The organism is Pseudomonas sp. GW821-FHT02B10 (genome assembly GCF_059421865.1).
In genome coordinates this window covers 169,423-183,021 of sequence record NZ_JBWKVU010000001.1, presented here as the reverse complement: position 1 = coordinate 183,021, position 13,599 = coordinate 169,423, and the positions used below count along the sequence as shown (strand labels likewise).

General features: G+C 63.5%; 11 protein-coding genes. 6 read left to right on the top strand and 5 right to left on the bottom strand.

Annotation, left to right across the window (positions count from 1 at the left end):
• The first annotated feature begins 14 nt into the window (after positions 1-14).
• The 5 genes from gatA to AC07VU_RS00755 all read left to right on the top strand — a co-directional run bounded on the left by gatA (position 15) and on the right by AC07VU_RS00755 (position 4,917).
• Positions 15-1,466: an Asp-tRNA(Asn)/Glu-tRNA(Gln) amidotransferase subunit GatA gene (gene gatA, locus AC07VU_RS00775; protein ID WP_007929915.1), complete on the top strand. Its 1,452-nt coding sequence runs from the start codon at positions 15-17 to the stop codon at positions 1,464-1,466.
• A 10-nt stretch (positions 1,467-1,476) separates the two neighbouring features.
• A complete protein-coding gene (gene gatB / locus AC07VU_RS00770; RefSeq protein WP_087091251.1) occupies positions 1,477-2,922 on the top strand; it encodes an Asp-tRNA(Asn)/Glu-tRNA(Gln) amidotransferase subunit GatB in 1,446 nt (481 codons plus the stop codon).
• A gap of 131 nt (positions 2,923-3,053) precedes the next feature.
• Positions 3,054-3,425 carry a septal ring lytic transglycosylase RlpA family protein gene (locus AC07VU_RS00765; RefSeq protein ID WP_037035547.1) on the top strand — a complete coding sequence of 124 codons (372 nt, stop codon included), beginning with the start codon at positions 3,054-3,056 and terminating at the stop codon, positions 3,423-3,425.
• Between the two features lie 41 nt (positions 3,426-3,466).
• Positions 3,467-4,540: a calcium/sodium antiporter gene (locus AC07VU_RS00760; protein WP_495029534.1), complete on the top strand. Its 1,074-nt coding sequence runs from the start codon at positions 3,467-3,469 to the stop codon at positions 4,538-4,540.
• Positions 4,537-4,917: a carboxymuconolactone decarboxylase family protein gene (locus AC07VU_RS00755; RefSeq protein ID WP_097305610.1), complete on the top strand. Its 381-nt coding sequence runs from the start codon at positions 4,537-4,539 to the stop codon at positions 4,915-4,917. The genes AC07VU_RS00760 and AC07VU_RS00755 overlap by 4 nt, the downstream gene beginning before the upstream one ends.
• A 114-nt stretch (positions 4,918-5,031) precedes the next feature.
• On the opposite strand, the gene AC07VU_RS00750 is transcribed toward AC07VU_RS00755, so the two are convergent.
• From AC07VU_RS00750 to kdgD, 5 genes are all read right to left on the bottom strand, one after another.
• Positions 5,032-5,973, bottom strand: coding sequence for an AEC family transporter (locus tag AC07VU_RS00750; protein ID WP_274305546.1), 942 nt, complete (start codon positions 5,971-5,973; stop codon positions 5,032-5,034).
• Positions 5,974-6,276: 303 nt separating this feature from the next.
• Positions 6,277-7,830, bottom strand: coding sequence for a galactarate dehydratase (gene garD, locus AC07VU_RS00745; protein ID WP_274305545.1), 1,554 nt, complete (start codon positions 7,828-7,830; stop codon positions 6,277-6,279).
• A 12-nt stretch (positions 7,831-7,842) separates the two neighbouring features.
• Complete coding sequence (locus AC07VU_RS00740) at positions 7,843-9,204, bottom strand: MFS transporter (protein WP_274305544.1); 1,362 nt, start codon at positions 9,202-9,204, stop codon at positions 7,843-7,845.
• 97 nt (positions 9,205-9,301) lie between these two features.
• The gene (locus tag AC07VU_RS00735; protein WP_274305543.1) at positions 9,302-10,747 is read right to left on the bottom strand and encodes an aldehyde dehydrogenase family protein; all 1,446 of its coding nucleotides are present in this window, start codon (positions 10,745-10,747) and stop codon (positions 9,302-9,304) included.
• A 67-nt stretch (positions 10,748-10,814) separates the two neighbouring features.
• On the bottom strand, positions 10,815-11,726 hold the full coding sequence (kdgD, locus tag AC07VU_RS00730; protein ID WP_009046979.1) for a 5-dehydro-4-deoxyglucarate dehydratase: 912 nt from the start codon (positions 11,724-11,726) through the stop codon (positions 10,815-10,817).
• A gap of 235 nt (positions 11,727-11,961) precedes the next feature.
• Here kdgD and AC07VU_RS00725 point away from each other — a divergent pair, with 235 nt between their 5' ends.
• Positions 11,962-13,599, top strand: a complete 1,638-nt coding sequence (locus tag AC07VU_RS00725; protein WP_274305542.1) for a phospholipase — start codon at positions 11,962-11,964, stop codon at positions 13,597-13,599.

Sequence of the window (13,599 nt, the reverse complement as noted above, 5' to 3'; positions counted from 1 at the left end):
GGAAAGAGCCTGCAATGCATCACATGACCCTGGCCGAGATCGCCCGCGGACTCGCCGACAAGAAGTTTTCCTCCGAAGAGCTGACCAAGACCCTGCTGGCGCGCATCACCCAGCTCGACCCGCAGCTCAACAGCTTCATCAGCCTCACCGAAGATCTCGCGCTGCAGCAGGCCAAGGCCGCTGACGCCCGTCGCGCGAACGGTGAGAGCGGCGCCCTGCTCGGCGCGCCGATCGCCCACAAGGACCTGTTCTGCACCCAGGGCATCCGCACCAGCTGCGGCTCGAAGATGCTCGACAATTTCAAGGCGCCCTACGACGCCACCGTGGTCGCCAAGCTGGCCGCCGCCGGGACCGTGACCCTGGGCAAGACCAACATGGACGAATTCGCCATGGGCTCGGGCAACGAGACCAGCTATTACGGCGCGGCGAAAAACCCGTGGAACCTGGAACGCGTTCCGGGCGGTTCGTCCGGCGGTTCGGCGGCCGCGGTCGCTGCGCGCCTGCTGCCTGCCGCCACCGGCACCGACACCGGCGGCTCGATCCGCCAGCCGGCTGCATTGACCAACCTCACCGGCCTGAAACCGACCTATGGTCGCGTTTCGCGCTGGGGCATGATCGCCTACGCCTCCAGCCTCGATCAGGGCGGCCCTCTGGCGCGCACCGCCGAGGACTGCGCGATCCTGCTGCAAGGCATGGCCGGCTTCGACCCGCAGGACTCCACCAGCATCGACGAACCGGTACCGGACTACAGCGCCAGCCTCAACGGCTCGCTGCAGGGCCTGCGCATCGGCGTACCCAAGGAATACTTCAGCGCCGGCCTCGACCCACGCATCGCCGAGCTGATCCACAACAGCGTCAAGGAGCTGGAAAAGCTCGGCGCCGTGATCAAGGAAATCAGCCTGCCGAACATGCAGCACGCCATCCCGGCGTACTACGTGATCGCGCCGGCGGAAGCCTCCTCCAACCTGTCGCGTTTCGACGGTGTGCGCTTCGGCTACCGCTGCGAGAACCCGGCAAACCTGGAAGACCTGTACAAGCGCTCCCGTGGCGAAGGTTTCGGCAGCGAAGTGCAGCGCCGGATCATGGTCGGTGCCTATGCCCTGTCGGCCGGTTACTACGACGCCTACTACCTGAAGGCGCAGAAGATCCGTCGCCTGATCAAGAACGACTTCATGGCTGCCTTTAATGAAGTCGACATCATCCTTGGCCCGACCACGCCGAACCCGGCCTGGAAAATCGGCGACAAGAGCAGCGACCCGGTCGCTGCGTATCTGGAAGACGTTTACACCATCACCGCCAACCTCGCGGGTCTGCCGGGCTTGTCCATGCCCGCCGGCTTCGTCGACGGCTTGCCGGTCGGCGTGCAACTGCTCGCCCCGTATTTCCAGGAAGGCCGTCTGTTGAACGTTGCCCACCAGTATCAGTTGAACACTGACTGGCACACCCGCACACCAACCGGCTTCTGAGGAGAAACACATGCAATGGGAAGTCGTGATCGGGCTGGAGATTCACACCCAGCTCACCACCAAATCGAAGATTTTCTCCGGTAGCTCCACCGCCTTCGGTGCCGAGCCCAACACCCAGGCCAGCCTGGTGGACCTGGGCATGCCCGGCGTACTGCCGGTGCTGAACCAGGAAGCAGTGCGCATGGCGGTCATGTTCGGCCTGGCCATCGACGCCGAGATCGGCCAGCACAACGTGTTCGCCCGCAAGAACTACTTCTACCCCGACCTGCCCAAGGGCTATCAGATCAGCCAGATGGAACTGCCGATCGTCGGCAAGGGCCACCTGGACATCCCGCTGGAAGACGGCACGGTCAAACGCGTCGGCATCACCCGCGCGCACCTGGAAGAAGACGCTGGCAAGAGCCTGCACGAAGAGTTCAACGGCGCCAGCGGCATCGACCTGAACCGCGCCGGCACCCCGCTGCTGGAAATCGTTTCCGAGCCGGACATGCGCAGCGCCAAGGAAGCCGTGGCCTACGTCAAGTCGATCCACGCCCTGGTGCGCTACCTGGGAATCTGCGACGGCAACATGGCCGAAGGCTCCCTGCGTTGCGACTGCAACGTCTCGGTACGCCCCAAAGGCCAGGCCGAGTTCGGCACTCGCTGCGAGATCAAGAACGTCAACTCGTTCCGCTTCATCGAGAAAGCCATCAACTCGGAAGTCCAGCGTCAGATCGAACTGATCGAGGACGGCGGCAAGGTGATCCAGCAGACCCGCCTGTACGACCCGAACAAGGACGAGACCCGTCCGATGCGCAGCAAGGAAGAAGCCAACGACTACCGTTACTTCCCCGACCCGGACCTGCTGCCAGTGGTCATCGAGGACTCGTTCCTCGACCAGGTACGCGCCACCCTGCCCGAGCTGCCACCGCAGAAACGCGAGCGCTTCCAGGCGCAGTTCGGCCTGTCGGTCTACGACGCCAGCGTGCTGGCCACCAGCCGCGAACAGGCGGACTACTTCGAGAAGGTCGCGAGCATCGCCGGTGATGCCAAGCTCGCCGCCAACTGGGTCATGGTCGAGTTGGGCAGCCTGCTGAACAAGCAGGGCCTGGAAATCGACGAGGCGCCGGTCTCGGCCGAACAGCTGGGCGGCATGCTGCTGCGGATCAAGGACAACACCATCTCCGGCAAGATCGCCAAGACCGTGTTCGAAGCCATGGCCAATGGCGAAGGCAGCGCCGACGAAATCATCGACAAGCGCGGCCTCAAGCAGGTCACCGACACCGGCGCCATCTCCGCCGTGCTTGACGAAATGCTGGCGGCCAACGCCGAGCAGGTCGAACAGTATCGCGCCGCCGATGAAGCCAAGCGCGGCAAGATGTTCGGCTTCTTCGTCGGCCAGGCGATGAAGGCTTCCAAAGGCAAGGCCAACCCGCAGCAAGTGAACGAATTGCTGAAAAGCAAACTCGAAGGCTGACTGCAGTGTTGATGGCGGAGTTCGAATATTCCGCCCCTGTAGGAGCGAGCGTGCTCGCGATTGCGTTGTCTCAGACAGGACGCTATCGCGAGCACGCTCGCTCCTACTCTTGTATCTGGGGTCCCGTATTGATGAAACGCTTGCTGGGCTGCCTGGCCCTTTTCTCACTCCTGGCCGGCTGCGCCAGTCATGTCATCGACCCGCGGGGTTACGACAAGACCGGCGTCGCTTCCTATTACGGCGCCAAGCACCATGGCAAACGCACCGCCAGCGGCGAACCCTTCAACCAGCACGGCATGACCGCCGCGCACCGCGAGCTGCCATTCGGCACCCGGGTCAAAGTCACCAACCTCAATAACGACAAGAGCGTCGTGGTCCGGATCAACGACCGCGGCCCGCATACCCGTGGCCGCCTGATCGATTTGTCGCGTGCCGCCGCGCAACAGTTGGGTATGATCAGAAGCGGCACCGCCAAGGTGCGCGTGCAAGCCATCAGCGACTGACCCACGGAGCCCTGATCATTTTCGGATTAACCGATTTACCGCTGCTCAGCGTCCTTCAATTGTTCAGCGGCCTGGTCCTGCTGGTCGCCGGCGCCGAATTGCTGGTACGCGGCGCGGTCCGCCTCGCCGCCCGCCTGCGTGTACGGGCACTGATCATCGGCCTGAGCATCGTCGCCTTCGGCAGCAGCGCCCCGCAGATGGCCGTCAGCCTGCAAGCCACCCTGGCGGAAAACACCGATATCGCCGTCGGCAGTGTGATCGGCAGCGGCATCTTCAACATCCTGGTGACCCTCGGCCTGTCCGCCCTGATCATTCCGCTGCGGGTATCGCGCCAGCTGGTGCGGCTGGATATCCCGTTGATGATCCTCGCCAGCCTGCTGGTGTTCGCCCTGGCCTACAACAAAGAACTGACGCCCCTCGACGGCCTGATCCTGCTGGCGACCCTGATCCTCTACCTGGGATTACTGCTGCGCCAGTCGCGGCACTCGGCGCGCCCACAGTCCCAGCAAGGTTCCGACGCACCCCGCGCGCACTGGCTGAGCAGCCTGCTGTGGATGATCGGCGGCCTGCTCCTGCTGGTGTTCGCCGGCCATCTGCTGGTCGAGGCGGCGGTGGAAGTCGCCACCGACCTGGGGCTGTCCGAGCGCATCATCGGCCTGACCATAGTCGCCGTCGGCACCTCTCTGCCGGCCCTGGCCACCTCGCTGATCGCGGCCTTGCGTGGCCAGCGCGACATTGCCGTGGGCAACGTCATCGGCAGCAACCTGTTCAATCTGCTGGGGGTCCTGGGTTTCACCGCCCTGGTGGCGCCGACGCCCTTGTCGGTATCGCCCAATGCCGTGGACTTCGACCTGCCGGTAATGCTTGGCGTCGCGGTGCTGTGCCTGCCGGTGTTCTATTCGGGTTATCGGGTCACCCGCGCCGAAGGCCTGCTGTTTCTCGGCCTGTACCTGGCCTATGGGCTGCACGTGGTGTCTTTCACCACCGGCATGCCGCTGGCCGGCAAGCTGGAAGACTTGATGCTGTTTTTTGTCCTGCCAGTGCTGGTGGCGTTCCTGCTGTTCAGTTCGCTGCGGGCCTGGCGCCGCCAACATAAAAAAGGGGAAGCGCAATGACCGAGAATAAAAAGCAGGGCGTGGAAATGCGCCGCCAGGTGATGGGCGACGCCTTCGTCGATCGCGCCCTGGGCAATGCCACCGAGTTCAGCCAGCCACTGCAGGATTTCGTCAACGAACATGCCTGGGGCAGCGTCTGGAACCGCGAAGGCCTGCCGCTGAAAACCCGCAGCCTGATCACCCTCGCCGCCCTGACCGCGCTCAAGTGCCCGCAGGAACTCAAGGGTCATGTCCGCGGCGCCCTGAATAACGGCTGCACCGTGGAAGAGATTCGCGAGGCGCTGCTGCATTGCGCGGTGTATGCCGGCGTACCGGCGGCGATCGACGCGTTCCGCGCCGCCCAGGAAGTGATCGACACTTACCAGAAAGCGGAATGATTCCCTTGCAGGAGCGGCCGGTCGACGCTCGATTGCCCGCGATGGTGGTGTGTCAGGCGGGTCGCTATCGCGGGCAAGTCGGATCGCCGCCCGCTCGCTCCTACAGAACCCCGATCAGATCCACCCGCCCCACTGCAGCAGAAAGATCCCGATATTGGTGGTCACCGCCGCCATCAGCGTGGTGATGACGATGATTGCCGCCGCCAGCTGATGATTGCCATTGGCCGCCCGGGCCATGACAAAACTCGCCGCCGCGGTCGGGCTGCCGAAATACAGGAACAGAATCCCCAGTTCCGCCCCGCGGAATCCGCAGAGCCAGGCCCCCAGGGTGGCTAGGATCGGCAGGCCGACCATTTTCACCAGGCTCGAACTCAAGGCCAGGTCGCCGCTCTCGCGCAGCGCCGCCAGGGACAAGGTGCCACCAATGCAGATCAAGGCCAGCGGCAGGGTCATCTGCGCCAGGTACTGGCCAGACGTCTCCAGCCAGGTCGGCAGGCCGATCTGGAACACGGCGAAAGGCGCTGCCGCCAGGACGCTGATGATCAACGGGTTGCTGACCACGCTTTTGCAGATGCTCCACGGATCGGACTTGATCACCGGGCTGTACACCGCCAGGACGATGGTCGACAGGGTGTTGTAGAACAGGATCACCAGCGCCGCGAGAATCGCCCCGAGGGAGATACCGTAGTCGCCATACATGCTGGCCGCGAGCGCCAGGCCGATGACCCCGTTGTTGCCGCGAAAGGCGCCCTGGGTGTAGATGCCGCGGTCTTCCCGCGGGCAGCGCCAGATCGCCCAGCCCCAGGCGAAGGCAAAGCTGGCCAGGGTGGCCACGGCGAAATAGATCAGCAGCCCGGGCTTGAGCGCCGAATGCAGGTCGGCATGGAGAATCCCGAGAAACAGCAGCGCCGGCATGGTGACGTTGAACACCAGGGCCGACGCTGTGTGGATAAAACCGTCGTTGATCCAGCCGATGCGCTTGAGCAGCACACCGAGAAACAACATGGTGAATACCGGCGCGGTGATATTCAGCGTTTCGAGAAAAATGGCCAGCATGCCGGGTCAACCTTGAACCTGTCGTTAGGCGGCTAATGATAAGCCAGCCCGCGCGCTTAAGCCCGATGGATTTGCCCTAACCATAAGCAGATCCATCGGGCCGCAGGCGCTCGCGGCCATCAAAGGCCACGCCCGCGACGCGGTCGATCGCAGCCTGCGGCAGCGGCTACAGGGTTTGTGTCGGGCTCGGTTGATTGGCAGGTCGCAATCCGGGTAGCCGCTGCCGCAGGCTGCGATCGACCCGAAGGGGCGCTGGCGTACTCAGCCACGCTGAATATCGCCTCCTGCAGCAGCCATTACGGCTCAGGTGATCGGCGCCGGATTGAACAAGGTGATGTCGTTGTGCAGCTTGTGCCGTTCGGCCCAGGTCTGCTGCCTGCCACTGGCCACGTCCAGGTAGAAGTGGAACAGCTCCCAGCCCAGCTCTTCGATACTCGCCCGCCCGGTGGCGATGCGCCCGGCGTCGATGTCGATCAGGTCCGGCCAGCGCTGGGCCAGTTCGGAGCGGGTCGAGACCTTGACCACCGGCGCCATCGCCAGCCCGTAAGGCGTGCCACGCCCGGTGGTGAACACATGCAGGTTCATCCCCGCCGCCAGCTGCAAGGTGCCGCAGACAAAGTCGCTGGCCGGCGTCGCGCAGAAGATCAGGCCCTTGCGGGTAAAGCGCTCGCCCGGCCCCAGCACGCCATTGATCGCACTGCTGCCGGACTTGACGATGGACCCCAGGGACTTCTCGACGATGTTCGACAACCCGCCCTTCTTGTTGCCCGGCGTGGTATTGGCGCTGCGGTCGGCCTCGCCCTTGGCCAGGTAGCGGTCGTACCAGTCCATCTCGCGCACCAGCTCCCGGGCCACTTCTGTGGATTCGGCGCGGGAAGTCAGCAGGTAGATGGCATCGCGCACCTCGGTGACTTCGGAAAACATCACTGTCGCGCCGGCCCGCAGCAACAGGTCCGAGGCATAGCCCAGGGCCGGGTTGGCGGTGATTCCGGAAAAGGCATCACTGCCACCACATTGCATACCAAGGACCAGCTCCGAGGCCGGCACGGTTTCCCGGCGCCGCTGGTCGAGCTTCTGCAAACGCACTTCGGCCAACTGCATGATCTGCTCGATCATCTCGGTAAAACCGTGGCTGGCGTCCTGCAGGCGGTACAGCCAGGGCTCGCTGAGGTCCACCGAGCTGTCGCCTTCGTGCATCACCTGCCCGGCCTGCAACTTCTCGCAGCCCAGGCTGATCACCAGGGCTTCGCCCCCCAGGTTCGGGTTGCGCGCCAGGTTGCGCACAGTGCGGATCGGGATATAGGCATCGGTGGCGGTGATCGCCACGCCGCAGCCATAGCTGTGGGTCAGCGCCACCACATCGTCGACATGGGGATACCTGGGCAGCAGTTCGTCCTTGATGCGCTTGACCGCATGATCGAGCACCCCGGCCACGCATTGCACGGTGGTGGTGATCCCCAGAATGTTGCGCGTGCCGACCGTGCCGTCGGCATTGCGATAACCCTCGAAGGTGAAACCCTCCAGGGGCGCCTGGGCCGCCGGCACCTCGGTGGACAGCGGCAGGCTGTCCAGCGGCGGCGCGCTGGGCATGCGCAACTGCTCTTCCCTGACCCAGCTGCCGCGCAGGATCGGCTGCAAGGCATAACCGATAGTCTGGCCGTAGCGGATCACCGGGCCACCTTCGGCGATATCCTCCAGCGCCACCTTGTGGCTCTGGGGGACGAAGTCCAGGGTCACCAGGCCGTCGGCGAACGCCGTGCCTGCCGGTACGCCCTGGTCATTGACCACAACCACCACGTTGTCCCGCTCGTGCAGGCGGATGTAGCGCGGCGAATCGGAATGTTCAATCAACTGCATGACGCCGCCCCTTCAGGAATGCGCTTGGGAAAGTTGGCTCAGCTCGGGGCCGTTGCTCGGTGGATCCTTGAGCACCACGCGCTTGATCGGACCGACGATCACCAGGTAGCTGAACACTGCCAGCAGCGCGTTGCAGCCGACGAACACCAACGCCCATTTGAACGAGCCGGTGGAACTGATGATGTAGCCGATGACGATCGGCGTGGTGATCGACGCCAGGTTGCCGAAGGTGTTGAACAGGCCGCCGCTCAAGCCGGCGATCTGCTTCGGCGAAGTGTCGGACACCACCGCCCAGCCGAGCGCGCCCACGCCTTTGCCGAAGAACGCCAGGGCCATGAAGCCCACCACCATCCATTCGATGTCCACATAGTTGCAGGCCACGATGCTGCTGGAGACCAGCAGGCCGGCGATGATCGGCGCCTTGCGGGCGAAGGTCAGGGAATGCCCCTTGCGTAGCAGGTAGTCGGAAATCACCCCGCCCAGCACCCCACCGATAAAGCCGCAGATGGCCGGCAAGGAGGCGATGAAGCCAGCCTTGAGAATGGTCATGCCACGCTCCTGCACCAGGTACACCGGGAACCAGGTCAGGAAGAAGTAAGTGATGCCGTTGATGCAGTACTGGCCCAGGTACACGCCGAGCATCATGCGGTTGGTCAGCAACTGGCGCAGGTAGTCCCATTTCGGGCCGTCGCTGCGCTTGCCTTTGCCGTCCTGGTCCATGTCGACCATGCCGCCGTTGTCGGCGATGTGCTTGAACTCGGCCTCGTTGATCAGCGGGTGCTGGCGCGGGCTGTAGATCACCTTGAGCCAGACCAGCGAGAAGACGATGCCGATCACCCCCATCACGATGAACACGTGCTGCCAGCCGAAGTGATAGACGATCCAGCCCATCAGCGGGGCGAACAGCACCGTGGCGAAATACTGCGCCGAGTTGAAGATCGCCGAAGCCGTACCGCGCTCGGCGGTGGGGAACCAGGCCGCGACAATCCGCGCGTTGCCGGGGAAGGACGGTGCCTCAGCCAGCCCCACCAGGAAGCGCAGCATGAACAGCGCCACCACCGCGGTGGAGACGCCGAACTCACCGACATAACCCTGCAGCACGGTGAACAGCGACCAGGTGAAGATGCTCAGGGCATAGATTTTTTTCGAGCCGAAGCGGTCGAGCAGCCAGCCGCCGGGGATCTGCCCCGCTACATAAGCCCAACCGAATGCGGAGAAGATATAACCGAGGGTGACGGCGTCGATGCCGAGGTCTTTTTGCAGGCTGGAACCCGCGATGGCGATGGTGGCGCGGTCGGCATAGTTGATCGTGGTCACCAAAAACAGCATGAACAGGATCAGGTAGCGGACGCGAGTCGGCTTGGTCGCTTGCATATGGATGTACTCCCACTAGTTATTTTTATGCGGGTAAACATGCGTTTCATCGACCCCGCCGAGCCTCAGGCAACGGCCGGCGGGGGTACGGCGGGGCTTAGGATCCGATGTAGGAAGTCTTCACCACGGTGTAGAACTCCTGCGCGTAGCGACCTTGCTCGCGGGAACCATAGGATGAACCTTTGCGGCCACCAAAAGGTACGTGGTAATCGACGCCGGCCGTCGGCAGGTTGACCATGACCATCCCGGCCTGGGAATGGCGCTTGAAGTGGTTGGCGTATTTCAGCGACGTGGTGGCGATGCCCGCCGACAGGCCGAACTCGGTGTCGTTGGCCATGGCCAGCGCCGCCTCGTAATCAGCCACCCGTACCACGTTGGCCACCGGGCCGAAGATCTCTTCGCGGCTGATGCGCATCGAGGCCTGGCTGTCGGCGAACAGGGTCGGCGCGAGGAAATAACCTTCGGTATCGCAGGTCACCAGGCCACCACCGCTGACCAGCCGCGCCCCTTCGGACTGGCCGATATCGATGTATTTCAAGTCCTGTTCGAGCTGCGCCTGGGACACCACCGGACCGATATCGGTGCCGGCCCGCAGCGCATGGCCGACCTTGATCGACCCCATGCGTTCGGCCATCGCCGCGACGAACCGGTCGTGGATGCCCGCAGTGACGATCAGCCGGCTGGAAGCGGTGCAACGCTGCCCGGTGGAATAGAAGGCACTTTGTACCGCCAGCTCCACCGCCTGCTTGAGGTCGGCATCGTCGAGGATGATCTGTGGGTTCTTGCCGCCCATCTCCAGTTGCACCTTGGCCTGGCGCGAGACGCAGCTGACGGCGATCTGCCGGCCCACGCCCACGGAACCGGTGAAGCTGATGCCGTCGACTTTCGGGCTGTTGACCAGGGCATCGCCGACCAGCCGGCCGCTGCCCATCACCAGGTTGAACACCCCGGCCGGGAAGCCGGCGCGGGAGATGATTTCCGCCAGGGCCCAGGCACAGCCCGGCACCAGCTCGGCGGGCTTGAGCACCACGCAGTTGCCGTAGGCCAGGGCCGGGGCGATCTTCCACGCCGGGATGGCGATCGGGAAGTTCCACGGGGTGATCAGGCCGACCACGCCCAAGGCTTCGCGGGTCACTTCGACGTTGACCCCCGGACGCACCGACGGCAGGTAATCCCCCGACAGGCGCAGGCACTCGCCGGCAAAGAACTTGAAGATGTTGCCGGCGCGGGTCACCTCGCCGATAGCTTCGGTCAGGGTCTTGCCCTCCTCCCGGGCCAACAGGGTGCCGAGCTCTTCGCGGCGGGCGAGGATCTCGCTGCCGACCTTGTCCAGGGCATCGCTGCGCGCCTGGATACCGGAAGTCGACCAGGCCGGGAATGCATCGCGCGCCGCATCGATCGCCGCATGCACCTGAGCCAGGTCGGCCTTGGCGTATTCGCCAATGACATCGGACAACTCGGACGGGTTGATATTGGTCGAGTAGTCGGCACCGGCAAGCCATTGGCCACCGATGTAGTTATCGAAGCGTTTTACCTCTGCCACGCGCCCTCTCCTTACACAAAAGCCTTACGCAAAAGGCCGCTGATTGCTCAGCGGCCCCGGGGATGGATTACTGCGCGCCCTGGGCGTCGATCAACGCCGCCAGCGCTTCATATTCTTCCGGCAACAGGTCGGTCAACGGCGCCCGCACCGGGCCTGCGTCATGGCCGACGATGCGGGCTCCGGCCTTGACGATGCTCACGGCATAACCGGCCTTGCGGTTGCGGATATCCAGGTAAGGCAGGAAGAAGTCATCGATGATCTTGCCGACCGTGGCGTGATCTTCCCGGGCAATGGCGTGGTAGAAATCCATCGCGGTTTTCGGGATGAAGTTGAACACTGCCGAGGAATACACCGGCACGCCCAAGGCCTTGTAGGCCGCGGCGTAGACTTCGGCGGTCGGCAGGCCGCCCAGGTAGCTGAAGCGATCGCCGAGACGGCGACGGATCGACACCATCAGCTCGATATCGCCCAGGCCGTCCTTGTAGCCGATCAGGTTCGGACAGCGCTCGGCCAGGCGCTCCAGCAGCGGCGCGGTCAGGCGGCAGACGTTGCGGTTGTAGACCACCACACCGATCTTCACCGATTTGCACACCGCCTCCACATGAGCGGCGACCCCATCCTGGCTGGCTTCGGTCAGGTAGTGCGGCAGCAGCAACAGGCCCTTGGCACCCAGGCGTTCGGCCTCCTGGGCGTATTCAATGGCCTGGCGGGTCGAGCCGCCGACGCCGGCCAGGATCGGCACGCTGGTGGCGCAGGTGTCGACCGCAGTCTTGATGATTTCCGAATATTCGCTGGCCGCCAGGGAGAAAAACTCACCGGTGCCGCCTGCCGCGAACAGCGCCGAGGCGCCGTATGGGGCCAGCCATTCCAGGCGCTTGATATAGCCCGCGCGATGGAAATCGCCCTGGGCGTTGAAATCGGTCACCGGGAAAGACAGCAGGCCGGAGGAGAGGATGGACTTCAGTTCTTGTGGATTCATTATTCGAACACCCTGGGACGCACATTGTGATGAAAAACACATCAGCCTTGGCCGAAGTTGTAAGTCATCGTACAACTTAAAAAACAATCGTCAACAGCAATTCGTCAGCCATCGCCAAAATACGCGGCAAAAAATACCTGCTTGACGAGTCAGGATTTTGCTTTATGCTCGCAATCAACTGTATATACATACAGTTAATTTCTTGAAATACCTATGACATATCAAGGAGCTAGAAATGTCAGGTCTACACACTCAGCAGCGGGAACAGCTGCAGCACAAAAGCCAGGTCGTTTCCGATCTGGACAGCCTTTTCAGCGAACGCGGCATTGCCATTTCCGGTGATGGCGACCACCTGGTGCTGATCGCCGACGGTCATCACACCATCAAGTATCACCAGCCCGGGCTTCTCCCCGCGGCCCCTGGCAAAAACCTCAAGGCCCTGCCCCAGCTGCGTTTCGAGGGTGGCGAGCACACCGCCATCGGCGATGCCACCCTGCTGCGTTTCGTCAAGGACGCCCCCGGCGTTCCAGCCTGGCAGGTCGAATTGCACCTGCCCAATGGCCTGGCCCTGACCTACGGCCAGGTGGTGGCACTGGGCGGCGATTTCTATGGCATCCCCGACCAGCCGATCTGCGAAGGCGCGACGCCAGTGGATCGTTTGCAGCGTTTTACCGCCGCGTTCAACTCGCTCGCCGTGTTGCCGGCGGCCAAGGACGAGGCGAAACAGATTCTCGCGGTAATGCAGAAGGAAATCGCCGCCGCCAACCAGGCGCTCAAGGACGGCAGGCAACCTCACGAGGCCTATGACGCCCTGGGAGATACGTTGTCCGAAGAGTGGAACAAGATCACCGGCGGCGGCAGCTTCGCCTCGGCGCTGTTCCCCCTGGGCCGCTACCTGAAGCTGGCGGCCAACAATGCCGACCATTTCGGCGAGTGGGCGCTGCTGGCCTATATCGCCGGGCACACCGCGGCCCTGCAGCAGGCGGTGCTGGCGCACAAGAACGCCGACGAGAAGCAGTTGGAACTGGCCTACGCCATGAACGCCTTCGCCGATCACTTCCTCACCGACCTGTTCTCCGCCGGCCATGTACGGGTACCGCGCAAGCAACTGGCGGCAGTGGTCACGCCGAGCGACCTGGGTTCGCTGATCACCCGCTTCATGCACGACGAGGACAGCAAGTTCGGCCTCAACGTCAGCAACGCCCAGGGCGACCGTTGGCATGCCTATGGCGACAAGCGTTATTTCGACACCCTCGACAGCAACAACCGCAAGCAGGTCAAGTTGGCCGTGCAACGCTCGGCGGACGAAATCTTCGAAAGCTACCTCAGCGGTGCGGCCCCGACGCCCGGCAACTTCACGGCGCTGAAGCTGTTGCCGGACCTGAACGCGGCGAAGAGCGGCAACTTTTCACCACTGTTCGTGATGCAGGGCGACAAGGTGCTGCGACGCAGCGACGTGAACAACCTGAACGACACCAAGACCATCGACAACTGGTGGGGCTGGAGCACCTACCTGCTGCTCAAGGACTACAAGCCCAACAAACCGGCGGGCTACCTGGAAGCACCGACGCTTGCCCCGAGCATCCAGGCCGATGGCTGGCAGAGCCAGACACCCAGCGAACCCAACTGGCTGCCCGGCAATGCCGTGCGTTATGCCTTCAGCTACACCAACGGTTTGAACGAGTCGTACATCGGCCCGTGGTCCGCCTACGCCGAACTGAGCGAGCGCTTCCAGCCGACCCTGAATGTGCCGGTGGACACCAGCGGCGGTTCCAGCGGGCGCAACATTTTCCGCCAGTTCCGCGGTGGCTCGCCGGAGCTGATCGCCTCGATCGACAAGGCCGCCACCACTTACATCGACCGCAATGCCTGA

Excerpts from the sequence above, each read along its gene's own strand:
- AC07VU_RS00765 (WP_037035547.1), top strand. The coding sequence starts at position 3,054 with ATGAAACGCTTGCTGGGCTGCCTGGCCCTTTTCTCACTCCTGGCCGGC.
- AC07VU_RS00755 (WP_097305610.1), top strand. The coding sequence starts at position 4,537 with ATGACCGAGAATAAAAAGCAGGGCGTGGAAATGCGCCGCCAGGTGATG.
- AC07VU_RS00740 (WP_274305544.1), bottom strand. The coding sequence starts at position 9,204 with ATGCAAGCGACCAAGCCGACTCGCGTCCGCTACCTGATCCTGTTCATG.
- kdgD (WP_009046979.1), bottom strand. The coding sequence starts at position 11,726 with ATGAATCCACAAGAACTGAAGTCCATCCTCTCCTCCGGCCTGCTGTCT.
- garD (WP_274305545.1), bottom strand. The coding sequence starts at position 7,830 with ATGCAGTTGATTGAACATTCCGATTCGCCGCGCTACATCCGCCTGCAC.
- gatB (WP_087091251.1), top strand. The coding sequence starts at position 1,477 with ATGCAATGGGAAGTCGTGATCGGGCTGGAGATTCACACCCAGCTCACC.
- AC07VU_RS00725 (WP_274305542.1), top strand. The coding sequence starts at position 11,962 with ATGTCAGGTCTACACACTCAGCAGCGGGAACAGCTGCAGCACAAAAGC.
- AC07VU_RS00750 (WP_274305546.1), bottom strand. The coding sequence starts at position 5,973 with ATGCTGGCCATTTTTCTCGAAACGCTGAATATCACCGCGCCGGTATTC.
- gatA (WP_007929915.1), top strand. The coding sequence starts at position 15 with ATGCATCACATGACCCTGGCCGAGATCGCCCGCGGACTCGCCGACAAG.